The 26,045-nt window shown below is 42.9% G+C and carries 16 protein-coding genes; 14 read left to right on the top strand and 2 right to left on the bottom strand.

All coding sequences use genetic code 11. The features are described from left to right. The first annotated feature begins 165 nt into the window (after window positions 1-165). Both L2747_RS08845 and dinB read left to right on the top strand, forming a co-directional pair. The gene (locus L2747_RS08845; protein ID WP_248998692.1) at window positions 166-2,166 is read left to right on the top strand and encodes a methyl-accepting chemotaxis protein; all 2,001 of its coding nucleotides are present in this window, start codon (window positions 166-168) and stop codon (window positions 2,164-2,166) included. A gap of 207 nt (window positions 2,167-2,373) precedes the next feature. Beyond that, the gene (dinB, locus tag L2747_RS08840) at window positions 2,374-3,453 is read left to right on the top strand and encodes a DNA polymerase IV (protein ID WP_248998691.1); all 1,080 of its coding nucleotides are present in this window, start codon (window positions 2,374-2,376) and stop codon (window positions 3,451-3,453) included. A gap of 96 nt (window positions 3,454-3,549) precedes the next feature. On the opposite strand, the gene L2747_RS08835 is transcribed toward dinB, so the two are convergent. After that, on the bottom strand, window positions 3,550-5,010 hold the full coding sequence (locus tag L2747_RS08835; RefSeq protein ID WP_248998690.1) for an aminoacyl-histidine dipeptidase: 1,461 nt from the start codon (window positions 5,008-5,010) through the stop codon (window positions 3,550-3,552). Between the two features lie 289 nt (window positions 5,011-5,299). Between L2747_RS08835 and L2747_RS08830 the strand changes: the two genes are divergently transcribed. The 6 genes from L2747_RS08830 to L2747_RS08805 all read left to right on the top strand — a co-directional run bounded on the left by L2747_RS08830 (window position 5,300) and on the right by L2747_RS08805 (window position 16,830). After that, window positions 5,300-6,838, top strand: a complete 1,539-nt coding sequence (locus L2747_RS08830; protein ID WP_248998689.1) for a M17 family metallopeptidase — start codon at window positions 5,300-5,302, stop codon at window positions 6,836-6,838. 2,315 nt (window positions 6,839-9,153) lie between these two features. Then, complete coding sequence (locus tag L2747_RS08825; RefSeq protein WP_248998688.1) at window positions 9,154-10,596, top strand: amidohydrolase family protein; 1,443 nt, start codon at window positions 9,154-9,156, stop codon at window positions 10,594-10,596. Window positions 10,597-11,275: 679 nt separating this feature from the next. Then, the gene (locus L2747_RS08820) at window positions 11,276-12,565 is read left to right on the top strand and encodes an NCS2 family permease (RefSeq protein ID WP_248998687.1); all 1,290 of its coding nucleotides are present in this window, start codon (window positions 11,276-11,278) and stop codon (window positions 12,563-12,565) included. A 324-nt stretch (window positions 12,566-12,889) separates the two neighbouring features. Beyond that, complete coding sequence (proB, locus tag L2747_RS08815; protein ID WP_248998686.1) at window positions 12,890-14,008, top strand: glutamate 5-kinase; 1,119 nt, start codon at window positions 12,890-12,892, stop codon at window positions 14,006-14,008. 441 nt (window positions 14,009-14,449) lie between these two features. Further along, entirely contained in the window at window positions 14,450-15,568 is a 1,119-nt protein-coding gene (gene proB, locus L2747_RS08810; protein ID WP_248998685.1) for a glutamate 5-kinase, read from the top strand. Next, window positions 15,565-16,830, top strand: coding sequence for a glutamate-5-semialdehyde dehydrogenase (locus L2747_RS08805; protein WP_248998684.1), 1,266 nt, complete (start codon window positions 15,565-15,567; stop codon window positions 16,828-16,830). Before proB (L2747_RS08810) ends, L2747_RS08805 begins: the two co-directional genes overlap by 4 nt. A gap of 1,012 nt (window positions 16,831-17,842) precedes the next feature. On the opposite strand, the gene L2747_RS08800 is transcribed toward L2747_RS08805, so the two are convergent. Next, entirely contained in the window at window positions 17,843-18,757 is a 915-nt protein-coding gene (locus L2747_RS08800) for a DMT family transporter (protein WP_248998683.1), read from the bottom strand. Between the two features lie 302 nt (window positions 18,758-19,059). Here L2747_RS08800 and dnaK point away from each other — a divergent pair, with 302 nt between their 5' ends. The 6 genes from dnaK (at window position 19,060) to carA (ending at window position 26,021) form a co-directional block, all read left to right on the top strand. Further along, window positions 19,060-20,976 (top strand): molecular chaperone DnaK, encoded by a 1,917-nt coding sequence (dnaK, locus tag L2747_RS08795; protein ID WP_248998682.1) that lies wholly within the window; start codon window positions 19,060-19,062, stop codon window positions 20,974-20,976. 89 nt (window positions 20,977-21,065) lie between these two features. Next, window positions 21,066-22,196, top strand: coding sequence for a molecular chaperone DnaJ (dnaJ, locus tag L2747_RS08790; protein ID WP_248998681.1), 1,131 nt, complete (start codon window positions 21,066-21,068; stop codon window positions 22,194-22,196). A 98-nt stretch (window positions 22,197-22,294) separates the two neighbouring features. After that, the gene (locus tag L2747_RS08785; protein WP_248998680.1) at window positions 22,295-23,095 is read left to right on the top strand and encodes a M48 family metallopeptidase; all 801 of its coding nucleotides are present in this window, start codon (window positions 22,295-22,297) and stop codon (window positions 23,093-23,095) included. Between the two features lie 82 nt (window positions 23,096-23,177). Then, window positions 23,178-23,795, top strand: a complete 618-nt coding sequence (gene bamJ / locus L2747_RS08780; protein WP_220780373.1) for a BamJ family beta-barrel-assembly machinery protein — start codon at window positions 23,178-23,180, stop codon at window positions 23,793-23,795. Between the two features lie 63 nt (window positions 23,796-23,858). Next, window positions 23,859-24,674 (top strand): 4-hydroxy-tetrahydrodipicolinate reductase, encoded by an 816-nt coding sequence (dapB, locus tag L2747_RS08775; RefSeq protein ID WP_248998679.1) that lies wholly within the window; start codon window positions 23,859-23,861, stop codon window positions 24,672-24,674. A 174-nt stretch (window positions 24,675-24,848) separates the two neighbouring features. After that, complete coding sequence (carA, locus tag L2747_RS08770) at window positions 24,849-26,021, top strand: glutamine-hydrolyzing carbamoyl-phosphate synthase small subunit (protein WP_220761615.1); 1,173 nt, start codon at window positions 24,849-24,851, stop codon at window positions 26,019-26,021. Window positions 26,022-26,045 lie beyond the last annotated feature (24 nt).

Raw genomic sequence — 26,045 nt, 5'->3', positions numbered from 1 at the left:
TTATATTAGCCTCAAGTTAATTAATTTTGCTGTTAGCCTTATTCGTACTTTTACTAACGTTAGCTGCTGTTGCTAGATTAACTACTTTAATCTGCAGTTTTTTCTGTTAGATTTATGACTATCTGATAACGAAACCTACTAAAAAATATAACAAAGGGAGCGTCGATGCAGTGGTTTAAACGTTCATTGAGTCTACAATTGGTTGTCACCATAGTTGGTGCACTCGCGGTACTATTTACCATTGTTGCGCTATTACTGGTAAAGAGTGAAAGCAATAGCACGCGTCAGCAGATTGATAATGACTTAACGAGCTTAGTGCAGTTAAAGTCGACCGAGGTACGTAGTTATTTCGAGGCTAAAGGCCAGCTTATTCATGCGGTGTTTGCCGATCCTACGGTAGTGAATTGGTTCAGCCAATATGATGCTCGACTAAGCGACATTTCATCCGATAAAGATTACCTATCAATCATTAAATACTTTAAACATTTTTCAGATAAAGACAGCGATATTAAATCGGTGTTTTTTGGCTCAGCTAATACTTTTGAATACTTTGATTTAAATGGTCGTTATAACGATAGTGAGTATTTCACTAACAAACGTCCTTGGTGGCAAGAAGCAATAAATAAAAACGGCATGTTTGTTGGCGATCCAGCAGTTGACGCTAACGATGGCTCTATCTCTGCAACAGTCAAAACGGCGGTAAAAGACAGCTCTGGTAAATTTATCGGTATCGGTGGCATGGATATTCTTATTGATACCATAGGTAGTGAACTTTTAGCGCCCATTAAATATCAAGATGCAGGGCAGGCCTTTTTAACAACAGATGGTGGTAAGTTAGTTTACTTCCCAGGTTTTTCAGATAAATTCCCGCCAGGTTCTGACGCGGCTACGGTAGATAGTCAATTTAAACAATCAAGTGGTTTTGCCGCGCTTAATATGCAGATGCAGTCTCAGGCTTCGGGTTTTGCAGAGGTTGTATTTAAAGGTGAAGCTCAGCGGGTCATTTTTGTAGAGGTTGGCGGTGAATACCCTGAACAGAAATGGCACCTTGCGTTTATGTTACCAATCGATGTGATTGAAGCCCCTGTTACCGATGCTATCGTTAGCTCGATTTTGTTATCTATTCTAATTATGGCTTTAGTTGGTATTACTGTATGGGCAACACTGCTGCCATTTAGAAAGCAGATTAATAATCTACTCCTCGCGATGGAAGATATTGCACAAGGTGACAGCGACCTTGCAAAGCGTATCGATATCAATCGTGAAGATGAATTAGGTAAGCTAGGTGATGCCTTTAATCAGTTTGCGGCTAAAGTGCAGGGCATGCTGCAAGAAACTCGCGAACTCACTCTGCAAGTTGAGCAAGGTGTTGCAGCTGCCTCAGATGTTAGTGATCGGGCATTGGAGTCTGTGAGTCAGCAAAAGCAAGAGATTGCATCGGTTGCGACCGCAGCAACAGAAATGGCGCACACTAGTCAAGAGATGGCTGCCAGTGCGCAACGTGCCAGTGAATTTGCTGATAAAGCACAAGAGCAGTCGAGTGAGGGTAGCGTAATTGTGGCGCAGGCGACGCAAGGTATGCAGTCATTATCTGTACAAGTGATTGAAGCTGCTAAAGTCGTCAAACAACTACGCACTCGTTCAGAGCAAATTGGTGAAGTGCTCAATGTTATTCGAGGTATTGCTGAGCAAACGAATTTACTGGCACTTAATGCTGCAATTGAAGCGGCGAGGGCGGGTGAACAAGGCCGTGGTTTTGCAGTGGTGGCAGATGAAGTGAGAACTCTTGCATCACGCACTCAAGATTCAACCGCTAATATTCAAGAGATTATTCAAACACTGCAGCAAAATGCCAATGAGGCTGAGCAAGTGATGGAGGCGGGAGTAGAGCAAGCTAATATTGGTCAAGACCTTACCGTTAAAGTAGAAGTTGCTTTAGATAGTATTACTAATGCAATTGAAGCTATTCAGCAGCAGACTATCGAGATCTCCGCTGGCGTGGGTCAGCAAGCCGTTGTTGCTGAAGAGGTTGCCTGTAATATTGAGAATGTACGTACACTATCTGACGAATCACTGGCAGCGAGTGAAGCTTTATCACATAACTTTGATGAGTTTGCTCAGGTCAGCGAGTCATTAGGCCAGAATATTAAACAGTTTAAGATCTAAATGGATTTTAAATAGACTAAAAAGGAAGCCAATGGCTTCCTTTTTTATTGCTTAGATTATTAAAAATATAAGGTTATTAAATCGGCTACAGGCAATATGGAAATGTTCGATTATTAGCTCCGAATTGATCTTCGACAAACGCTGTGGTGCGCTTTTTATTGAATACTGTTTTTATATACAGTAATATTCTTGGCGGAGGATATTGGCTTGCAAAAAATCATTCACGTCGACATGGATTGCTTTTACGCCGCAGTGGAAATGCGCGACTTTCCTGAGTTACGAGGGAAACCAATTGCAGTTGGTGGCCGCAGTGATCGCCGCGGGGTGATCAGCACCTGTAATTATGAAGCACGTCAATTTGGTGTGCGATCGGCTATGGCATCCGGATATGCCTTAAAGTTATGCCCAGACTTAATATTGGTTCCTGGACGAATGCAAGTCTATAAAGAGGTTTCCAGTCAAATTCGTGCTGTATTTGAGCGCTATACAGATTTAATAGAACCCTTGTCTTTAGATGAGGCTTATTTGGATGTTACTGATAGTCCACACTGTAAAGGTTCAGCGACATTAATTGCAGAAGCGATTCGTGCAGACATATTAGCCGAGACGGGTTTAACCGCATCGGCAGGCATAGCGCCAGTTAAGTTTCTTGCCAAGATAGCGTCTGACTTAAATAAACCCAATGGACAATATGTGATCCGGCCAGAGATGATTGATGAGTTTGTGAAAACCTTGCCATTAATAAAAATTCCCGGAGTGGGTAAGGTCACTGCAAAAAAGTTGGCAGATCTTGGATTACACACTTGCTGCGATATTCAAGCCTTTCCTGAAGGCCAGTTAATTGAACGTTTTGGTAAGTTTGGCGCGGTATTGATAGAGAGAGCAAAAGGTATAGATAAGCGTGGCATTTCACCTAATCGTGAACGAAAATCAGTGGGTGTAGAAACCACTTTAGCAAAAGATATTCATACTCTTGAGCAGTGCCGTGCAGTGATGCCGCAACTTATTCAAGAGCTTGGTGCACGTGTTAGTCGCAGTGCAAAAGACAGAGTGATCCATAAACAGGTAGTGAAGCTTAAGTTTGAAGATTTTAAACAAACCACGATTGAGCATCGCAGTGACGAGATCTCGGTGAACATGTTTTATCAGTTACTTGAGCAAGCGATGGAAAGGCAACATGACCGTGGTATTCGTTTACTTGGGGTATCAGTGGGCTTGGCATCTAATACAACAAGCACAGTAGAGAACGAAAGTGGCGACACTAGCCAAATGGATTTAGGTTTTTAACCTTTAATTTCTCTTGATAAATAACAAAGGCTACTTACTGCTAATCAATAGCTAAGTAGCCTTTGTTGTTCGTGCTTTAAAACTAATTGCGGTTAATTAGTCTTTAGCAGGAGTGCGTTCTAGTACTGCTAGCAACAGCTTCCAATACTGACCTACTGTAGTGATGTTCACTTTTTCGTCTGGGCTATGTGGGTAACGAATAGTCGGGCCAATTGAGACCATATCCATCTCTGGGTAAGGTTTCTTAAATAGACCACACTCAAGGCCTGCATGGATCACCATGATAGTCGGCTCTTTGTTGTAAATCGCTTCGTAAGTTTCACGTACGCTTGCCATAACGGGTGAGCTGTTGTCTGGCTTCCACCCAGGGTATGCACCGCTGAATTCAACATTGGCACCAGCAAGGTTAGCAAGTGAGGTTAATACCCCTTCAACTTCGCTGCGGCCAGAATCAATTAATGAGCGGATAAGGCAAAGAATTTGTACGCTGTCGTTCTCAGTGCTGATCACACCAAGGTTAAGCGAGGTTTCGGTCACCCCTGCAACTTCATCACTCATACGGATAACGCCGTTAGGGCAAGTATTTAGCAGGTCAACTAAGATCTGCTGGCAGTCTTCGCTCATCACTTGCTTTTCGGCTGGAATTTCTTCAAGCGTGAGTAGGGTACCTGGATCGGCAATTGCCAGTTCTTCGCGCACTAGTGCTTGGAACTCACTGATACGAGTCTGCAGTAGTGTTAGGTTCTCTGGCGGGATCATAAAGCTGATAGCCGCTTCACGTGGAATCGCATTACGCAGTGAGCCACCAATAAATTGTGTTAGCTCAATGGCAAGCTCATCACCGTGATCAAATAGGAAGCGGGCTAATAGTTTGTTAGCGTTACCACGACCTAAATGAATGTTCACTCCTGAGTGACCACCTTTTAAACCAGACATAGACAGTTTGTAGCTGGCATTTGTAGGCTCTGGCGATTGCCATACCATAGGCACAGTTAGCTGGGCATCAACGCCGCCAGCACAACCCATGTAGATCTCGCCTTCTTGCTCTGAGTCAGTATTAATTAAGATCTCAGCGTCAAGCATGCCGGCCTCTAAACCAAAAGCACCTGTCATGCCTGCTTCTTCATCGATGGTTAGCAGCACTTCTAGTGGGCCATGAGCAATATCGTCAGCACCTAAAACCGCAAGTGCAGACGCCATGCCAATACCATTGTCAGCACCTAAGGTTGTGCCTTTAGCTTTAACCCAGTCACCATCTACATAAGCTTCAATAGGATCTTTTTCAAAATCATGCTCTTTGTCAGCGTTTTTCTGCGGCACCATATCAATATGGGCTTGTAGCACTACTGTTTTACAGTTTTCCATTCCAGCAGTTGCCGGCTTTTTAATGATCAGGTTACCGACCTTATCTTCAACAACATCAAGTTGCTTGTCTTTCGCCCAAGCTTGAATGTGAGCGCTAAGTGCTTGTTCATGCTTAGATGGGTGCGGAATGGCACAGATTTGTTCAAACCATTGCCAAAGTGCTTGTGGTTGTAATTGACTAAGTGTGGTCACGTATATTCCCCTATTCTAATTAAAGCGCCCGATTTCGTTAAAAGAGTAGGACGCATGTGGGCTTGAGGCTGAAAATGATGACAGTCTAGCATAGTCAAAGTGTGGCGTAGAATCGTTTACGCATGCTTTATTTGTGGCTTGTCAGTCTAAGTTTCCACTATCGTTTTCATGGGTAGTAAAGTCATTGGTAATCTTGGCTTAATCGGGGAATAATGCGGTAGCAAATAAGTTATATTGCCACACAAGCAAATAGGCAAATGACAATAATAAAATCTAGGAAGGAAGAGTTATGGGGTCAGTTAAGTTTGTTGATGTAGTAGAACAAGATGCCATTTTTGAAGGCAATGGCTGGGATGCACTAGTGGTTGTCACTACTGATCTCGAATCGCTACAATTTGAAGAGATCGCCATGCTCGCTAATCATGGTCAAAAGATAGATAAGCGAGTGGGTCAGTCTCCGACCTTGTTGTTTGCTCCAGGCATGGCGGGTGGAAGGCTAATTATTGCACCCGTTAAAAAAGCTAATGATGACTACCAAGATGTGCGTGTGTTTGCTGACGCAGCAAGGCAGGGTATTAAACTGGCTAAAGATGCTGGTGCTAAGCGTCCACTATTATTAGTTAATCGTTTAAGCGAACAGCGTTATGAATATGCACCGCAAGTTGCAGCGCTGGCTTGTGGGCAAGAGCTTTGGCAAGCATTAGAGCTTAGAGAAGCAGGCGGCGGTGACGAGCCTCTTGAGGCAATAGGCTTATTAGCTGATGAACACCATGGCGATATGCTAACGGCAATCGAAGCTGGACGAGTGCTAGCGCGTGACTTATGTGGCACTGAACCTGAGCGCATGTCAGCCCCAGCGTTTGCCGATTACTGCTTAGACTCACTACAAGGTTCTGATCTTAAAATCAGCGTGGTTGAAGACCGAGATATTCTTGAGCGAGACTACCCATTGCTCAGCGCTGTTGGCCGTTCTTCATTTGCAGTGTTAAGACATCAGCCACGCGTGGTTAAACTGGAATATGTCGGTGATGGCCCAATTGAACACACATTCTTATTTGCTGGTAAAGGCGTGGTGTATGACACCGGCGGCGCTGATTTAAAAATTGCCGGAAGTATGGCGGGTATGAGCCGCGATAAAGGCGGCGCCGCAGCTGTTGCTGGCTTAATGAAAACAATCAGCATGTTAAAGCCTAAAGGGATGCGTGTTATCGCAGAGCTTGGCTTAGTGAGAAACAGCATTGGTAGTGAAGCCTTCGTTACTGATGAAATCATTACCAGCCATGCAGGTAAGCGAGTGCGTATTGGTAATACCGATGCTGAAGGCCGTTTAGTATTAGCTGATTTACTATCGCACCTGCGCTTAAAGGCGGTTAATGCTGTTAAGCCGCAAATGTTTTCAGTGGCGACATTAACTGGCCATGTGGTGCGTTGCTATGGTGGCTATACGGCAGTCGTTGAAAACAGTGTAGCGAAGCAAGCAAATGTTGCTACTAACATGCAAGAATTGGCGTCTCTTTGGGGGGAGCCAATTGAAGTCAGCCAGTTACGCCGTGATGACTTTAGCAAAATCGTCGATCCTTCGGCAGCGGCAGATATGTTGTCATCGAATAACGCACCGTCATCGGTTACAGCTAGAGGTCACCAATACCCAGCTGCATTTTTGATTGAAGCATCAGGTTTAAGTCTACATGGGCTAAATGCTGATACGCCAATTGCCTATAGTCATATTGATATTGCTGGAAGTGCGACAGAAGGCCACCCACAATATGGTTCGCCAACAGCAACGCCGTTAGTGGGGTTGTTTCACTACATGACAGCAAATAAGTAAATCTATCGTTTATATACTTTAATTTTAAAGTGAATATATCCAATAAAAGCAGCATCTTGTATGCTGTTTTTTAATTTTAGTTATCAAATAGAACAGGTTTTAAAGTACAAAGTATGGAGGTTGTCGCTAATAAATTATGTAATAAAATAACGTAAAGGTACTTATTTTAGCTTTTTTAGTAAAAAAGCTTGTAATAAAACTACATCAATCTATAATTGCTTTCGTCGGGTAAGCAATGGTGTTTACCGGCACTTAGTCTATCCAGGATGGATAATTCTCCAAGGAATCGAGCGACAAGTTGACTCTACAAGCCAGCGATCGGCTTATATGTAAAGTAGAGTATTAGGAATTCAACTTTGTTTGGAGTAATCAATATGTATTTTAGTAACACTATTTATTCGCAGAGCTTTTGGTTAAACACAGAAATTTTGCGTGGCGGTCTATACGCCATGACTTTTAAGGGTTAACCCTCCTTATATAAAGTCGCATCAGTTTCCATCAACCTTTATTGTATCTTTTAGATACTTAAGACCAAGTTGCAGATAGCCCGAGTTAGTATACTTCCGCTGTTTGCCATTGATTAACGCTAGCGCGCTAACCAATTTCCGCTAGGAACACTTGAAATGTCTTGCCCACTCATTGAGTGGGCTTTTTTTTGTCAAAATTTTATTGTTCAGATAAGGTGGCTCACCAATTTGAGCTTGCCTAAAGATTAGAACAATATCGGCTGGTGGGGTTAACAGTGTTTTTCACTAGATTATTGGTCGCTTTTAATTATTTTTGGGTATTTTCTTGTGCAAAGCAGGCTTTTAAATGTAGTTTTTTTGATCGAAATCTGTGTCTGTTTGTGAAATGAACCGAAAACCTACCACTAGTTGTGATATTGATCACTATCGCTTGTTATTAAATTACTCTTTAAGCACTTTTTGAGTATTTTTTAACACTAAAGCTTGTAATAAAATTACGAAAGCATATAATTGATTTCGTTGGTTAGGCAGAGTCCTTCCAATATTTAAGTCTATCTAGGAAGGATAATTCTCCAAGGAATCGAGCGACAAGTTGCCTCGTTAAGTTAGTTTGGTTCAACCCCATTAACTAATTTAATTTGAGATTATTGATACAACTTTGCTTGGGAGCATTGACTATGTCTTATACTGGACAAACTACGATTTACTGGCAAAACACTTGGTTGGATTCAAATGTTTTGCGCGGCGGTTTATACGCCATGACTTTTAAGGGCTAACCCTCCTTTAGAGTAGTTTCATCATCCATCAACCTTATAACACCCTTTGGGTGTGTTTAGACTCAAGTGGTATGTTGACCTTGTCGAGATGCCATTGATTAACGCTAGCGCGCTAACCGATTTCCTTTTTTTGGAACACTTGAAACATGTCTTGCCAGCTCCTTTGAGCTGGTTTTTTTTTACCTAAATTCTGAACGCTCACTTCTAAGCGTTGCCAACGCTGTGTTGGTGTTTAGTTTGGCGCCCCAAAAGTGAGTTAGCCTTTGAATGAAGGCCGATTACATTTATTTTGGAATTGGTGTTACTAAGTAGAGTGTTTGAACTTGTAACTTCATAGCTCTCAATCGCCCGCAGCCGTATCTGCACTCGGTTAGCCAAGCATAATTCAGGTAATTCGGAGTAATGTATATAGGCTAGTTCATTATCTGTATCTGTCGCTAATTCGCTCCGACCCCTTTATGTGAAATGTCTTAACCAGCTCCTTTGAGCTGGTTTTTTTGCCTTGGATTTAAGGTTTGAAATCAGGTTGCACCTGGGCTTTGAGGTTAGACTTCGTCTAACAAGTTACTCAATCAAGCTACGCTTGATAAAGGTCGTGAGCTTCCAGCTCACACTCGGGCAAATGGGGGACAGCAGCCGCCCCGACGAAGTTGTCACCCTCGTACTTATTCGAAATAACCTAACGCTTCCAATGGGGCATCCTGCCCCGCGAAAGTTATGCCCACGTCCGGGGGGGCATTACGGTACTCTTATTTATAAAGAGTCTTCAACGTCCTTCGGCAACTACGATGGAGAATGGGTGTTTCCCGTAAGTGTCGTAACTCACTTTTGCCCCAAAATGAGTTACGCAGTTCAAAAGGCAAATAGGGTAGGTAAAGCTTTGTTCATACAAAAACTAACCTGAAAGAGTGTGGTAATCTAAAACGGTTATGCCTTTCCTATCTTTTGGCTTAAATTAGAAGATAGTTGGTTACTCCTGAGTAATAGTTCCTAAGCTATTACTTTAAATTAAAATGCCAAAAGTCTATTTAGCAATAGCTTGGCTGTTTAGTTTGGCTTACATGGAAGTTTTATGATTAGAATATTTTTACTCGTAATATCGTTGTACTCTTTTTCAGCATTAGCGATAAATACTGTCCTTATTGAAAATGTCACCATTGTCTCATCACACCTTCAGGCAGCAAAACTGCGTATGAATGTATTGTTAGATGATGGTCGGATTGCTCAAATAACGCAGAATAAGATTACAAACTATGCTCTAAAAATAGATGGCTCTGGTAAGTTTTTAACTCCAGGCATTATGGATAGCCATGCACATGTTTCGTCAATTCCTGGGATGGGCTTTGGTGTTGAGCCAATGGCGACTATGCATCCAAAAATCGCTGAAGAATATTATCAACAGCAACCCAAGAGCTTCCTATATTATGGTGTAACCCAAATTGTTGATCCTAATCCCGGTGTAAATTTTAAACATTTCATTTCAGCGGATATTCATCCTGATTACCTGCGCTGCGAAGTCATTACCACAGAAAAAACATTTCCCTATGTAGAAAAAACGGATGATTTATCACGATCAATGTTCACCTATTTAGTTGATGAAAACGCTAAAGAGAGTGCAAGAAATTCAGTAGAGAGTATCGTCACTGACATTGCTAATTCTGGTGCTGCATGTATCAAAATTTACTTTGAAGATGGTTATGGTAATGCGAGTCAATGGCCAACACTTTCTCCTAAAACGCTTCAACGAATTAAGCTCTCAGCCAAAAAAGCTAATTTGCCAATATTAGCTCATGCTAACGCCTTGGACATGCAACAATTAGCGCTTGCAGCAAACGTCGATATTATCGCTCATGGAATGTGGAATTGGGGGAAATATAGACGAGATAAACAGCTACCCAAAGAAATAAAGGAAAAACTGAACAGAGTTATTGCCAATGAATTAGGCTACATGCCAACCCAAAGAGTCATTGCTGGTTTAGGTGAGGTTATGCTGCCTGACATTGTAAGCTCTCCTGAGTTCTTATCGGTTACACCTAAGTCGCTTATCGATTGGTATAAAACATCGGAAGCACAGTGGTTTAAAGAGGAACTTCGCGTTGGGTTTGATGGGATGGGTGATGAATCAATTGCTGCTGCATTCTTATACGGGAGAATTGGTAAGGGTAATAAAGTCATCAGTTACCTCAGTAAAGCTAAACATCCTATTTTGCTTGCTTCTGATTTTCCAGGCAGTCCCAGTTTTGCTAACCAGCCAGGATTAACAACTTTCCAAGAAATGAAAGCTATGGTTGATGCGGGGTTGTCACTTTCGGAAGTGTTAGAGGCTGCAACTATTAATAATGCCAAGAAATTCAAGATTGAAAACAATTATGGCACTGTAGAGGTTGGGAAAATAGCTAATCTATTGCTTCTAAAAAATAACCCCTTAGGTTCTATTGAGTCGTGGAACAGTATTGATACCATTTTTCTGCATGGTAAGCCGATCCACAGAGAAGAGTTGGTGGTGAATAAATAACTAGAGGATATGCGGGGGGCTCGTTAGGGTCTGTGTATGGTTTTTTGTGATTATCATACATTTTATTATCTCATCCCCGATTTTTAGACTCTTTGCACTAACGTATTTCTGTCCAATAATTATTTAGGGCTTTAGCCATAACTTTTAATGTAAAAGGTAGCGCTGTTCTAAATTTGGTGTAGATACGGGCGTGACCGTCCATTACAAGGACGTCATGGCCGAGCTTCCATGGATGGGCTTGCAGCGTGTCACTCCAAGCCTAAAAATAACATTATGCTATTTTTTACAATCTCTCGGGGGCGGGCGCAGTGCCACAATTTTAGTTGTTAGACGGAGTTTAACTTTAATAGCTGACATATTAATTGTTATCAACTACAAAACAATCAGATCGCTAAATCTGACTAAAACTGACTTAAGCTAAACTAAGCATCCTCCAGAGTTGGTAAACTCAAAAACAAACATGTGTTTGAAATTACTGGTCTCGCGCGTGAACCCTCCGTATAATCGCTGCGAAATGTACATGTTGAACGGTTTTTGTACATGTATATATTCTCACTTTGTTAACCTAGGCCCACTGTTAAGCAAATAGTGATTGTTTGCTAAATAGAAAAGTCGTACTTAGGTTGGCAATGAGTACACCCTACAAATCAATATAATAAAATCCAAGGGACTTAGTTCCATGTTAGAAAAATTATTCAAATTAAAACAGAATCAAACAACGCTAAAGCAAGAAGTGGTTGCGGGGTTAACGACTTTCTTGACCATGGCTTATATCATTTTTGTAAACCCTATGATGCTGGCCGATGCGGGCATGGATCATGGTGCCGTTTTTGTGGCGACCTGTTTAGCTGCTGCTATCGGTTGTTTAGTCATGGGCTTAGTCGCTAATTACCCTATTGCGCTAGCACCGGGTATGGGCTTAAACGCCTTCTTTACTTATACCGTTGTCGGTGAGATGGGGTATTCATGGGAAACGGCGCTAGGTGCGGTGTTTCTCTCTGGGATCTGCTTTTTAGTTTTGTCTTTAGTGCGCATACGCGAGTGGATTGTAAATAGCATTCCCATGTCGCTGCGAATTGGTATTGCTGCGGGTATTGGTTTGTTTTTAGCGCTACTTGGCCTTAAAAGCGCGGGTATTGTGGTGGCGAGTCCGGCAACCTTAGTGACCATGGGCGATATTACGGCATTCCCTGCGGTTATGGCGGCGTTAGGCTTTTTCTTGATTATTGCTATGGTGCATCACGGCATGAAATCAGCAGTAGTGATTAGCATCCTCGCCATTACATTACTCGGTGTGCTGTTTGGTGACGTGCAGTATCAAGGAATGGTGTCTGCACCGCCGTCGATTATGCCGACATTTATGAAAATGGACCTCTCTAGTGTGCTTGAAATCAGCATGCTCTCAGTGGTTTTTGCATTTCTATTTGTTGATCTGTTTGATACCTCGGGTACCTTAGTTGCCGTCGCGCAGCGTGGTGGTTTCTTAGATGATAAGGGCCGCTTACCCCGCTTAAATCGTGCATTAACTGCTGATAGCACAGCAACTATAGCAGGGGCTATGCTGGGTACATCAACAACAACCAGTTATGTTGAGAGTACTGCGGGGGTCAGTGCTGGCGGCCGCACCGGTTTAACTGCTGTCGTGGTTGGCTTACTGTTTTTAGGTGCGCTATTTATTTCACCATTAGCGGGAATGGTTCCTGCTTACGCGACTGCTGGCACCTTGTTTTACGTGGCAATCTTGATGATGTCTGGCTTAGTCCATGTTGAGTGGGAAGATATCACCGAAGCAGCACCTGTGGTCGTGGTATGTATATTAATGCCATTAACCTTCTCTATCGCCACAGGCATAGCAATGGGCTTTATCTCTTATGCGCTGATAAAACTGATGAGCGGACGTTATAAAGACTTAAGTATTGGCGTGGTGGTTTTAGCTGCGCTGTTTATTGCTAAGTTTATCTATGGTTAACAGGGGCTTTTTATCGTGATTCACTGTGATAAAACGTACTTAGTTTGGCTCACTTATCGGCCAATTTAACGCCCGATTGATTTGCTGTGTAATGCAAATCAGCGTTGGATAGATTAATGCTAAAAAGCCACACTCAGTGTGGCTTTTCTATTATGAGTGTTAAAAAATATCGCGTTAAACTTCAATGTTCTGCTAACGATTGCCTAAATAATATTGGATCCCTCTAAATCTGCCATTTTTTTCAGTTTCTTTGTTGGTGCTTACTACCATTTCAACTTTAGATTGGGTATAAGGATTTATTCGATATAATTTTGTTAGCAGATAATGAACTTAAGTGAGATTGGCTACCGCCGCGTAGTGGTAAAATTGGGAACGAGTGTACTGACATCTGGCAGCTTAAAGTTAGATAGAGCACACATGGTTGAATTAGCAAGACAGATGGCCTGTTTAATGAAAGCAGGTGTTGAAGTTGTCTTGTGTACCTCTGGCGCTATTGCTGCAGGTAAAGAACACTTAGCTTATCCCAAACTGCCCGACACGATTGCGAGTAAGCAGCTGCTTGCTGCCGTAGGCCAAAGCCAACTTATTCTCGCTTGGTCGCAATTATTTAGTATCTATGATTTGCATGTTGGCCAGTTACTGCTGACTCGCGCTGATCTGCATGACCGTGAGCGCTACTTAAACGCCCGTGACTCATTAAATGCACTGCTTAATAACGGTATTATTCCAATTATTAATGAGAATGATGCGGTTGCGACAGCAGAAATCAAAGTAGGCGATAACGACAACCTGTCAGCTCGTGCTGCGCTATTGTGCGATGCCGATCTATTGATCTTATTGACTGACCAAAAAGGTCTGTTTGACGCCGATCCTCGTAAACATCCTGACGCGAAACTTATTACCGAAGTTCAAAAGATTGATGACAGCCTGCGTATGCTGGCAGGTGGTGCGGTTTCTGGCCTTGGAACGGGTGGCATGGCGACTAAACTTGAAGCGGCAGATATTGCCCGCCGCGCAGGTATTGAAGTGGTTATTGCTTCTGGTCATCACAAAGATGTGATTCAAAATGTAGTTTGTAAGCAACCTGTCGGTACTCATTTTACGGCTTTAGAGCACCCGCTTGAAAGTCGTAAACAGTGGATTTTAGCGGGACCAAAAGCGCGCGGACAAGTGGTGCTCGATGTTGGCGCGATAACAGCGGTAACTGAAAAAGGCCGTAGCTTATTATCGAAAGGCATTATTGAGATAAAAGGCCAATTCTTACGTGGTGATACTATCGAACTTATTGATGCTAAAGGCAAAGTCTACGCTAAAGGCATGAGCCGTTATGGCTCGATTGATGTCGATAAAATCGCAGGAAAGCACTCAGACAATATTGAAGAAGTTTTGGGTTACGACTATGGCGACGCTGTTGTGCATCGTAACGATATGGTCGTGCTTTAACCCAAGCTTTGAGTTATTCAAGCCTAGCAAAGTTTAGCCGTTGTATTTGCAAAACAAACGGCTGAGCAAACACCTAGGTTGATATATGTCTCTGAGCCTAAGTGATGTACTGCAGCAGCTTAGCCTTGCTCAAGACTAAGTTGCTCTATGCTGGTGTTAACTAAAAAAGCACAAAGATTGAATACAGTAAATTGCATGCTTTATTTTGCATAAAATTGACTGAAGCAATCAAAGTGACCTGTTTACGTTTTTAACTTATTTAAATTGGTGTGTTGCCACTATTTACTTATTTTTCATAAATAAGCTTATTTTTTCACTGTAAATGACATTAGTTATCCTTAAATTTGCCCGTGAATTTTTATGCATTTTTTGTAACTTGCTATCAATTTGCGGCTAGATTGGGTATAACGTTAACGAAATGTAATTTTATTAGTGGGGAAAATGAATTTAAGTGAAAGCGGCTACCGCAGAGTAGTGGTTAAATTAGGGACCAGTGTGCTGACATCAGGCAGTTTAAAGCTAGATAAAGCGCACATGGTGGAGTTAACGAGGCAAATGGCTGGCTTAATAGAAGCCGGAATAGAAGTCGTTCTATGTACTTCGGGGGCGATAGCAGCAGGTAAAGAGCATCTCGGCTATCCAGATTTACCCGATACAATTGCCAGTAAGCAGATGCTCGCCGCAGTCGGGCAGAGCCAGCTTATTCTTGCTTGGTCGCAACTTTTTAGTATTTATGGGTTACACGTTGGTCAGCTGTTATTAACCCAAGCTGATTTATACGACCGTGAACGTTATCTAAATGCGCGAGATTATCTCAATGCTTTGCTAAAAAGAGGTATCATTCCCGTCGTTAATGAGAACGATGCGGTAGCAACGGAAGAAATTAAAGTTGGTGACAACGATAATTTATCAGCCCGAGCAGCCTTACTATGTGATGCCGATTTACTGATTTTGCTCACCGATCAAACAGGTTTGTTTGACGCAGATCCGCGAACCGACCCCAATGCCAAGTTAATTACTGAAGTCGAAAATATCGACGACAGCTTGCGTAAACTTGCTGGTGGTGCGGTTTCAGGACTCGGTACCGGTGGCATGGCGACAAAACTTGAAGCGGCAGATATAGCGCGGCGCGCAGGAGTTGAAGTGGTCATTGCTTCTGGCAAACATAAAGATGTGATTCAAAAAGCTGTGTGCTCAAACCCAGTGGGGACCCACTTCACTGCGCTTGAGCATCCACTTGAATGCCGTAAACAGTGGATCCTTGCAGGTCCTAAAGTGCAAGGGCAAGTAATATTAGATACTGGCGCCATAGCGGAAGTGACTAAGAAAGGTCGTAGTTTATTGTCAAAGGGAATTGTCGAAGTTAAAGGACTATTTCAACGCGGTGATACTATTGAGTTTACTGACGGTAAAGGCAAGGTACACGGCAAAGGCATGAGCCGGTATGGCTCAGTAGATGTAGATAAAATGGTAGGCAAGCACTCAAACAATATCGAAGATATGCTTGGCTATGACTACGGTGATGCAATTATTCACCGTAACGACATGGTGGTGTTATGAACAACAACGAATACTTAACGGCTTTAGGCCAAAACGCTAAGCAAGCAAGTTATGCCTTAGCTAATTTATCTGGTCAGCAAAAGTCTGCATTATTACGCTGTATTGCGGCAAAATTAACAGATGCAAAAGCTGAAATCGTTAGCGCAAATCAGCAAGACGTTGCTAATGCAAAAGAAAATGGCCTATCCGATGCCATGATAGACCGTTTGCTGCTTGATGAAAGCAGACTTATGGGCGTGATTGGCGATATCGACAATGTGATTGGGCTTACCGATCCTGTTGGTAGTGAAATTGATAGTCGCTTATTGGATAACGGTTTACGTTTATCACGTCGCCGTGTGCCACTTGGGGTTATTGGGGTTATTTATGAAGCGCGCCCGAATGTGACGGTTGATATTGCCGTACTGGCACTAAAAACCGGTAATGCGGTGATCTTGCGTGGCGGTAAAGAGACGTTAGCGTCTAACAAGGCGTTATGTAAAGTTATCCGCTCAGCGATGGTTGAGCAGGGCTTACCTGAAGATTGCGTACAGTTGATTGATAACCCAGATAGAAGCTTAGTGTCAGGTTTATTAAAGCTAGATAAGTACGTGGATATGATTGTGCCACGCGGTGGACAAAACCTGCAGCGTTTATGTGCTGAGCAAGCCACTATTCCAGTGATCTTGGGCGGAATTGGTATTTGTCATATCTATGTAGATGCTGAGGCGAATCTTGAAAAAGCCATTGCGGTTATAGAGAACGCCAAAGTGCAACGTCCAACAGTGTGTAATGCGTTGGATACCGTGCTAATCCACCAAAGTTTAGCTGCAGAGTTTATTCCGGCACTTGCTAAACACTTAAGTGGTTTAGGCGTGCAGTTTTATGGCTGTGAGCAAACTCAGGCTTTGCTTAATAGTGCAGGCATTGAAGTTAACGCTGCTAATGAAGAAACATTTGCAACTGAGTGGCTGTCACTAACATTGGGCATTAAAGTGGTTGCAGCTCTAGATGGCGCCGTTGAGCATATTCGTACTTTCTCTAGTGGTCATTCTGAATCTATTTTAACCGACAACATTCACACTGCTAGTGACTTCCTTAATGCAATCGATTCCGCTGCTGTTTATGTTAATGCAAGTACTCGCTTTACCGATGGCGGCGAGTTTGGCTTAGGCGCTGAAGTGGCTGTTAGTACTCAGAAGCTGCATGCCCGCGGCCCTATGGGATTAGAAGCGCTAACAACCTATAAATGGTTGGCGTGGGGCGATTACACGGTTCGTTAACCTTGCTTGTTATGAACAATAAAAAAGTCGCATATTGCGACTTTTTTATTGGCTAAAATTTTTAGTCGCAATACACGTGGTTACTCAAAAAGCGTAAATGACTTAAGCATATAGCTGGATCTTAATAATGTAATACGGCAAAACATTAACAAAGTTATTTATCAGGGAAATAATACCTGATGCACGTACAGTACAAAGTAGATAATGGCCATGACGCTGGTATACATCCTAAATGGGTTGATAAAGTCCCGCATATGGAAAAATCGCCGATAAAACACGTCGTCGGTAAAGTAAAGAGAGGGGATTAGGAAAAAGCAGTACAAAAATGCAAAGTACCAAGTATAGGTGCGGCCTTGTCTAAGTTCATTTATTAGCATTGCTACTGCAAATAGCATAGAGCTCAATCTAATAAAGCGAATGAGCTTTTGTCGTTTAAATATTTTTACTGCATCCATATATTTGTAATACATAACGAATATCCATTTTGTTACGCAATTGTTACTTTGTACCTGAGCTAGGACTGTTTTACAAATAGAACCTGATAAAAGGTACCTAAGTTGCAGTTAAATAACATTTTACGCTTAAAATGGCTTATTCAATTAAAAAGTCTCATCCCTGCAGCTCTGTACCTTGGCTTAAACTTACATTTCCTTGTGCTTAGTCGATGTTTTTGAATGGTGCTATTACATTCAAAGTACGTTCTTCGATGTTTACTTTGTCTCTTTTATCAATCTGGTGGAGGCCGTTAAGATTGAACTGTATTGGGTGATAGTAGAGCTTAGTATTTGGAGCTGAGCCTATAGATTCCTTAATTGGAGAAAAGGTAGTTAATGTGCAATACCGGTTTAAGCCTAGTAGAGGTAAGGTGAAAAGGTAAGTGGTGTCAGTTAATCGCTTACACCGCTATAAACAAAAAAGTCGGCCATTGGCCGACTGTTTAGATGACTGGCTTGCTGCTCTTTATTTATAGGCCGTAGCTATTGTTTATAGCGACAAACTATGTAGGCGAGTACTAAACAGAAATCCGTTTTTTAGTTCGCCATTGGCCAATTTTAGGCAATATTTGTTGTAGTACTAAAGCAAAGATGATTAGTCCCAAGCCAATGTAGGTCGACTTTTCAATGCTCTCTTGTAAAATCCAAGCAATAAAACCAATCGACATCACAGGGGTGATAAACACCAGCGTACTGATACTTGCTGTACGCTCTGCTTTCTTTAGTGCAATTAGCCAAAGCACAAAGGTCACACCCATTTCGAACAAGCCAACGTATACGCCTGCAAATAATGCTTTCATATCTAAGCTAGGCATCGACTGAGTCATTAGGAGTGCAACAACGATAAAAGGTAAGCCAACTAAAAAGCTTAGTAATAGGCTGACAACTGGGTCGCCCTTGTCCTTAGTGTTCACTATCCAATAGAGAGACCAAAGCAGGGTACTGGTTAATGCCAGAACCACCCCTGTCATACTTTCAAACTGAAACCCACTTATGTTGCCTTTAGTGGCGATAAAAAATACCCCACAGTAAGCAACAAGCGCTGCAGTGATATCGCTTTTACGTAACTTTTGTCCGAGTATAGGTACAGACAACAGCGGCAATAAAATTGCCCAAGTGTAATTGAGTGATAATGCTTGTTGGGCAGGTAATAAGTCATAGGCTTTAAATAACACCAGATAATACAAAAATGGGTTAAGTAAGCCAGTTTGTAGATAAAACCATGGGCGAGCAATAAATTGCTGCTTGATTAACGGCAACTTCTTTTGTGCAACCAAAATGGTACCGAGCGCGACAATAGAAGTCGCGACAGCAACAAAAACCAGTTGCAGTGGCGTGTAATGAGCAAGGGCTAACTTAAATGCGGTCGCAACAGTTGACCACAAGAATATAGCGCCAATGCCAAATACATAAGCTTGATGGGATGATTTCAATGTTTACTTCTCTTACAGCGAGATAACAACCAAGCGCATTACCATTAAAAGCGGGATTATGCGCTACCTCATAGATTGTATCCATTATACGTTTTTTGATGGTTTTTTTACTACACCCTAGATCAAATTAATGCACTCTTAAGATAAATTTTAAATTTCTCCCTTGTATTCGTTCTAAACGTCCCAATATAGGGGTTAAGAGAAGATTTAGGGTGACAAAAAGACTTGAAAACTATTCGGTCAGTCCCCACTTCATAAACCAGATAACAAATTTAGTTTTTAAAAGTTTTTCGGAGGACTCCATGGGTAGAATTATTGGTATCGATTTAGGCACAACTAACTCTTGTGTTGCAGTATTAGATGGCGACAAAGCGCGCGTATTGGAGAATGCTGAAGGCGATCGTACTACACCCTCAATCATCGCATACACTGCTGATGAAACTCTAGTTGGTCAGTCAGCAAAGCGTCAGGCTGTAACAAACCCAACAAACACCGTTTTTGCTATTAAGCGTCTAATTGGTCGTCGTTTTAAAGATGACGAAGTTCAACGTGACGTTGATATTATGCCATTCAAAATCATCGGCGCTGATAACGGCGACGCATGGGTTGAAGCTCAAGGCAAGAAAATGGCTCCACCACAAATCTCTGCTGAAATCTTGAAGAAGATGAAAAAGACAGCAGAAGATTTCCTAGGTGAAGAAGTAACAGAAGCGGTTATTACTGTTCCTGCATACTTTAACGATTCACAGCGTCAAGCGACTAAAGATGCGGGCCGTATCGCGGGTCTTGAAGTTAAGCGTATTATCAACGAGCCAACTGCTGCTGCACTAGCTTACGGTATCGATAAGAAGCAAGGCGACAACATCGTTGCTGTATACGACTTAGGTGGTGGTACATTCGATATCTCTATTATCGAAATCGACAGCGTTGATGGCGAGCAAACTTTCGAAGTACTTGCTACAAACGGTGACACTCACTTGGGTGGTGAAGATTTTGATAACCGTATGATTAAGTATCTTGCTGACGAGTTCAAAAAAGAGCAAGGTCTTGACCTACGTAACGATCCACTAGCGATGCAGCGTCTAAAAGAAGCAGCTGAAAAAGCTAAGATCGAACTATCAAGCACAAGCCAAACTGAAGTTAACCTGCCTTACATCACTGCTGATGCAACAGGTCCTAAGCACTTAGTGGTAAAAATCACTCGTGCAAAACTTGAGTCACTAGTTGAAGACTTAATCAAGCGTTCTTTAGAGCCGCTAAAAGTTGCTCTAGCTGATGCTGACCTATCTGTTTCAGATATCAACGAAGTTATCCTTGTTGGTGGTCAGACTCGTATGCCTAAAGTACGTGAAGAAGTTTCTGCTTTCTTCGGTAAAGAACTACGTCAAGACGTTAACCCAGACGAAGCGGTTGCTATCGGTGCTGCGGTTCAAGCGGGCGTACTATCTGGCGACGTTAAAGACGTATTGCTACTAGACGTTACTCCACTATCTCTAGGTATTGAGACTATGGGTAGCGTAATGACTAAGCTTATCGAGAAGAACACCACTATCCCGACTAAAGCTTCACAAACTTTCTCGACTGCTGACGACAACCAAAGTGCTGTGACAATTCACGTACTTCAAGGTGAGCGTAAGCAATCAAGCGGTAACAAGTCTCTAGGTCAATTCAACCTAGAAGGTATCGAAGCAGCTCCACGTGGCATGCCACAAATTGAAGTGGCTTTCGACATCGATGCTGACGGTATCTTGCATGTATCTGCTACAGACAAGAAGACTGGTAAAGCACAAAACATCACCATTAAAGCCTCTTCAGGTCTAAGTGATGAAGAAGTTGAAGCTATGGTTCGTGATGCTGAAGCACACGCTGACGAAGATGCTAAGTTCGAAGAGCTAGTTCAAGCGCGTAACCAAGCTGATGGCATGGTTCACGGCACTAAGAAGCAAATCGAAGAAGCGGGCGAAGCACTGCCAGCTGACGAAAAAGAGAAGATTGAAGCGGCAATGGCTAACGTTGAAACTGCTGTTAAAGGTAGTGACAAAGAAGCGATTGAAAAGTCTACTCAAGAGCTAATGGAAGCGTCTGCTAAGTTAATGGAAATCGCTCAAGCTAAAGCGCAAGCACAGCAAGGTCAACCAGAAGGTGAAGCACAAGCTGCTAAGCAAGATGATGACGTAGTTGACGCTGAGTTTGAAGAAGTTAAAGACGACAAAAAATAATGACGGGTAATCCCTAAATTATTGTAGCGGGCGTTATGAGGAAACTCTAACGCCCGTTTGTGCAACTTTAGCAAAGAAAATAAAACACTATGTCAAAGCGCGATTATTACGAAGTATTAGGTGTCGGACGTGACACTAGCGAACGCGAAATTAAGAAAGCTTATAAGCGTTTAGCAATGAAATTTCACCCAGACCGTAACCCGGGTGACAAGGAAGCGGAAGCTAACTTTAAAGAAGTTAAAGAAGCTTATGAAATCCTAACCGATAGCGATAAGAAAGCGGCTTATGATCAGTTTGGTCATGCAGGCGTTGATCCTAATCGTGGTGGCGGTGGTTACGGCGGCAGTGCTGATTTCGGCGATGTATTCGGCGATGTGTTTGGCGATATTTTCGGTGGCGGACGCCGCGGTGGTCAGCGTCAAGCAGCTCGCGGTAGTGACTTACGTTACAACCTAGAGTTATCTTTAGAAGAAGCTGTTCGCGGCTTAACTAAAGAACTACGTATTCCTACTCTTGCAGCTTGTGATACTTGTGACGGTAGCGGCGCTAAGAAAGGCTCTTCGCCAACCACTTGTGGTACCTGTCATGGTCAAGGCCAAGTGCAGATGCGTCAAGGTTTCTTCGCGGTGCAGCAAGCCTGTCCTACCTGTCATGGTCGTGGCAAGATCATTAAAGATCCTTGTAACAAGTGTCATGGTGAAGGTCGCGTAGAAAAGAGCAAGACTCTTTCAGTTAAGATCCCTGCTGGTGTTGATACTGGCGATCGCATTCGTCTATCTGGCGAAGGTGAAGCGGGCGAGTACGGTGCACCTCCTGGCGACCTATACGTACAAGTTAGCGTACGTGAGCATGCTATCTTCCAGCGTGATGGCAACAACCTTTATTGTGAAGTGCCTATCTCGTTCAGCAAGGCAGCCCTAGGCGGCGAGATTGAAGTGCCAACACTCGATGGTAAAGTGAATCTTAAGATCCCTGCTGAAACGCAAACCGGCCGCATGTTCCGTATGCGCGGTAAGGGTGTTAAGTCAGTTCGCAGCCATGCCGTGGGTGACTTGCTATGTAAGGTAGTAATGGAAACTCCAGTCAACCTTAACGAACGCCAAAAAGAGTTACTTCGTGAATTTGAAGACACCTTAACTGGTCAGTCTAAGAAGCATAGCCCAAAGGCTGAAGGTTTCTTTGATGGTGTTAAGAAGTTTTTTCAAGATTTGAATAGCTAAAACTGATTCAGTTCAGTATATAATTTAAGCCTCGCAATCGCGGGGCTTTTTCTTATCTGAAATTCGATAAAAAGATAAAAAATAGAGGTTAGCAATATATGAAAGCAATACTATTACTGCTAAGCAGTCTGTTGGTGTTAACGGGCTGTGCTACCACTCAATCACCTTCGGGTCGTGGACAAACTCTGCTATTTTCATCGCAGCAGATGAGCGAGCTTGGTAATTCTTCTTTTGCACAAATAAAGCAGCAAGAGCCAGCTAGCCAAGATAAAGCAATAAACAGTTATGTTAACTGCGTGGCTAATAGAATCACTAAGGCATTGCCGGATCAAAACTTGCCTTGGGAAGTGGTGGTGTTTGAGTCGGAGCAAGTTAATGCCTTTGCGCTTCCTGGCGGGCATATCGGTGTATATACCGGATTACTCAATGTTGCTATTAACCAAGATCAACTGGCTACCGTTATCGGTCATGAAGTGGCACACGTTTTGGCCAACCACAGTAATGAACAGGTTTCTCGCGCACAAATGACAGGCGCGGGTATGCAGCTTGCCGACATTGCAATAGGCGCTGGTGGTATTGCCGATAAAGAATTGTATATGGCTGCATTAGGTTTAGGTGTGCAGGTGGGTTACATCTTACCTTATGGTCGCGACCAAGAATCGGAAGCCGATATTATTGGGGTTGAGTTGATGGCAAAAGCAGGCTTTGATCCGGCTGCGAGTGTCGAGCTTTGGAAGAATATGTCAAAAGCTGGCGGCGAGCAGGGGCCTGAGCTGCTTTCCACTCACCCTTCACAAGGCCAACGTATAGCACAATTGCAGCAAATGCAGGCGAAAGCACAACCTTTATATCAAGCAAGTAAACTGAGTGTGAAAAATACTTGTCAAAGACCAAAATAGCTACAGTTTTTAGGGCAATATCACAGAAATTATGGTAAAGTTCGGCGCGAAAATTCATTGAATCATTGAGAGTACAATCATTATGTCTGATAAGTTCAGTACAATTGAAGGTCAAGCAAGCTACGGTGTTGGTCGTCAACTAGGTGAGCAACTAGCCGCTAACTCGTTTGAAGGTATCGATATTTCTGCTGTTCAATTGGGTCTATCTGACGCATTCGAAGGTAAAGAAAGCGTTGTATCTATGCAAGATATGCAAATTGCATTCACTGAAATCAGCCAACGTATCCAGAAAGTTCAAGAAGCTGCTGCAGCTGCTGCGTCAGAAGAAGGTGATAAGTACCTTGCTGACAACGGTGCTCGCGAAGGCGTTGTAACGCTAGAGTCTGGTCTACAGTACGAAATCATCACTGAAGGTAATGGCGACAAGCCTGGTTATGATTCAACTGTACGTACTCACTACCACGGTACTTTCATCTCTGGTGACGTATTCGATAGCTCTGTTGCTCGTGGTGAGCCTGCTGAATTCCCAGTTTCAGGCGTTATCGCTGGTTGGACTGAAGCACTACAACTTATGCCTACTGGTTCGAAGTGGAGACTGTTCGTACCACAGCACCTTGCATACGGTGAGCGTGGCGCTGGCGCTGCGATCCCACCTTACTCAACTTTAGTATTTGAAGTTGAATTATTAGATATTCTCTAATAAAGATAATAAGCCTAAGTTAATACTTAGGCTTTTTTTTGACATTTGCAGGGAGACACTGAGATGACTGAACGCGTAAGAGTGGCAATCACCGGCGGCAGCGGCCGTATGGGACGTACTCTTATTGAGGCGGCAAAGCAAAATGAATTTATTTTGTTAGGTGCTGCGATTGAACGAGCGGGATCGACCCTTATGGGTGTTGATGCGGGTGAGCTTGCTGGTGTTGGAGCAATGAATGTAGCCATCACTGATTCACTCGATAAAGCAGTCGATGACTTTGACGTACTGATTGACTTTACCTCGCCAGAAGCTTCAGTAGTCCATACCGATTGGTGTGCGAAACATGGCAAAGCAATCGTAATCGGTACTACCGGGTTCAATCATGCTCAAAAAGAGCAAATCTCAGCTTATGCGGATCAGGTGCCAATTGTAATGGCACCGAATATGGCTGTTGGCGTTAACCTTATGTGGAAACTACTTGAAGTAGCTGCAGAGGTAATGGGCCATTACAGTGATATCGAGATCATCGAAGGCCACCACAGATATAAGAAAGATGCGCCGTCAGGCACCGCGCTTAAAATGGGCGAAGTGATTGCCGAAACATTGGGCCGTGATTTAGAAAAATGTGCCGTTTATGGCCGCGAAGGTATTACCGGTGAGCGCGACAGAGGAACCATAGGGTTTGCTACTGTGCGCGCTGGTGACATCGTTGGTGAGCACACAGCCCTATTTGCCGATATCGGTGAGCGATTAGAGATCACCCATAAAGCGTCTAGCCGTATGACTTTTGCCAATGGCGCCATGCGCGCAGCAACTTGGTTGGTTGAGCAAGATTCTGGGCTCTACGATATGCAGCAAGTTTTAGGCTTGAAAGCATAATTATTTAAAACCGCTATTAGCGGTTTTTTTTTGCTAAAAAATTTTTTTGACAAATTCCTTATCTGTACTATGGACAGGCTTGAGTTTTACATATAAAATCGGCGGAATTTGTCAAAATTTTGCATTTTAGCGAAAGTTGGTATTTTAAAAACATATAAAAAACAATTAATTTCAATGATTTGGCTCTTTCCGGAGGTCGCGTTGACAAAGTCTGCCTTACTCGTACTTGAAGATGGAACAATTTTTTCTGGCACTGCAATTGGTGCTGAAGGGATGTCTGTTGGTGAAGTAGTATTTAACACTTCAATGACTGGTTACCAAGAAATTTTGACTGATCCATCATATTCACGTCAAATGGTCACCCTCACTTATCCACATATTGGTAATACTGGTACCAATGAAGAAGATACAGAATCTGATTCTGTTCATGCTTGTGGCCTTATCATTCGAGACTTGCCATTAGTGGCAAGTAACTTTCGAAATCAGCAATCTTTAAGCGATTATTTGATCGCTAACAACGTTGTTGGTATTGCTGATATCGATACTCGTAAATTAACTCGTATCCTACGTGAAAAAGGCGCCCAAGCCGGTTGTATCATGGTTGGTGATTTAGATGAAGCTAAAGCGCTAGCTGCAGCTAAAGCCTTCCCTGGTCTTAAAGGCATGGATTTAGCTAAAGAAGTCACCACAAACGAAACGTACTCATGGCGCAGCGGTAGCTGGCGTTTAGTTGGCGGTTTGCCATCTGACACTCCTGAAGCTGAGCTTAAGTATAAAGTGGTAGCCTACGACTATGGTGTTAAGCGCAACATCCTACGTATGTTGGTTGACCGCGGTTGTGATGTGACAGTTGTACCTGCACAAACTCCTGCGAGCGAAGTGCTTGCAATGAATCCTGATGGGGTTTTCCTATCGAACGGTCCTGGCGACCCAGAGCCATGTGATTACGCTATTGCTGCAATCCAAGAGATCTTAAAAACAGACATTCCTGTTTTCGGTATCTGTTTGGGTCACCAGTTATTAGCGTTAGCTTCAGGTGCTAAAACACTGAAAATGAAGTTTGGTCACCATGGTGCTAACCACCCAGTGAGTAATATCGAGCAAGGTAATGTAATGATCACCAGCCAAAACCACGGTTTTGCTGCTGATGAAGCAACTTTACCAGCCAACATTAAAGTGACCCACAAGTCACTGTTTGATGGCTCATTGCAAGGTATTCACCTAACTGATAAGCCTGCATTTAGTTTCCAAGGCCACCCAGAGGCGAGCCCTGGACCACACGATGCTGCGCCGTTATTCAATCACTTCATCGATTTGATTGAGTTGTACCGTAAAAACGCCAAGTAGTAACTTCATCCGGGAGAAGATTTA

It is taken from the genome of Shewanella marinintestina, assembly GCF_023283845.1.
In the GTDB taxonomy this organism is placed as follows: Bacteria; Pseudomonadota; Gammaproteobacteria; order Enterobacterales; family Shewanellaceae; genus Shewanella; species Shewanella marinintestina.
This window is presented reverse-complemented; position numbering and strand designations above follow the sequence as displayed.

Coding starts and splice junctions, on each gene's coding strand:
- dnaJ (WP_248998681.1), top strand. CDS start 21,066: ATGTCAAAGCGCGATTATTACGAAGTATTAGGTGTCGGACGTGACACT.
- L2747_RS08845 (WP_248998692.1), top strand. CDS start 166: ATGCAGTGGTTTAAACGTTCATTGAGTCTACAATTGGTTGTCACCATA.
- L2747_RS08820 (WP_248998687.1), top strand. CDS start 11,276: ATGTTAGAAAAATTATTCAAATTAAAACAGAATCAAACAACGCTAAAG.
- L2747_RS08805 (WP_248998684.1), top strand. CDS start 15,565: ATGAACAACAACGAATACTTAACGGCTTTAGGCCAAAACGCTAAGCAA.
- L2747_RS08830 (WP_248998689.1), top strand. CDS start 5,300: ATGGGGTCAGTTAAGTTTGTTGATGTAGTAGAACAAGATGCCATTTTT.
- proB (WP_248998686.1), top strand. CDS start 12,890: ATGAACTTAAGTGAGATTGGCTACCGCCGCGTAGTGGTAAAATTGGGA.
- bamJ (WP_220780373.1), top strand. CDS start 23,178: ATGTCTGATAAGTTCAGTACAATTGAAGGTCAAGCAAGCTACGGTGTT.
- proB (WP_248998685.1), top strand. CDS start 14,450: ATGAATTTAAGTGAAAGCGGCTACCGCAGAGTAGTGGTTAAATTAGGG.
- dnaK (WP_248998682.1), top strand. CDS start 19,060: ATGGGTAGAATTATTGGTATCGATTTAGGCACAACTAACTCTTGTGTT.
- carA (WP_220761615.1), top strand. CDS start 24,849: ATGATTTGGCTCTTTCCGGAGGTCGCGTTGACAAAGTCTGCCTTACTC.
- L2747_RS08825 (WP_248998688.1), top strand. CDS start 9,154: ATGATTAGAATATTTTTACTCGTAATATCGTTGTACTCTTTTTCAGCA.
- L2747_RS08785 (WP_248998680.1), top strand. CDS start 22,295: ATGAAAGCAATACTATTACTGCTAAGCAGTCTGTTGGTGTTAACGGGC.
- dapB (WP_248998679.1), top strand. CDS start 23,859: ATGACTGAACGCGTAAGAGTGGCAATCACCGGCGGCAGCGGCCGTATG.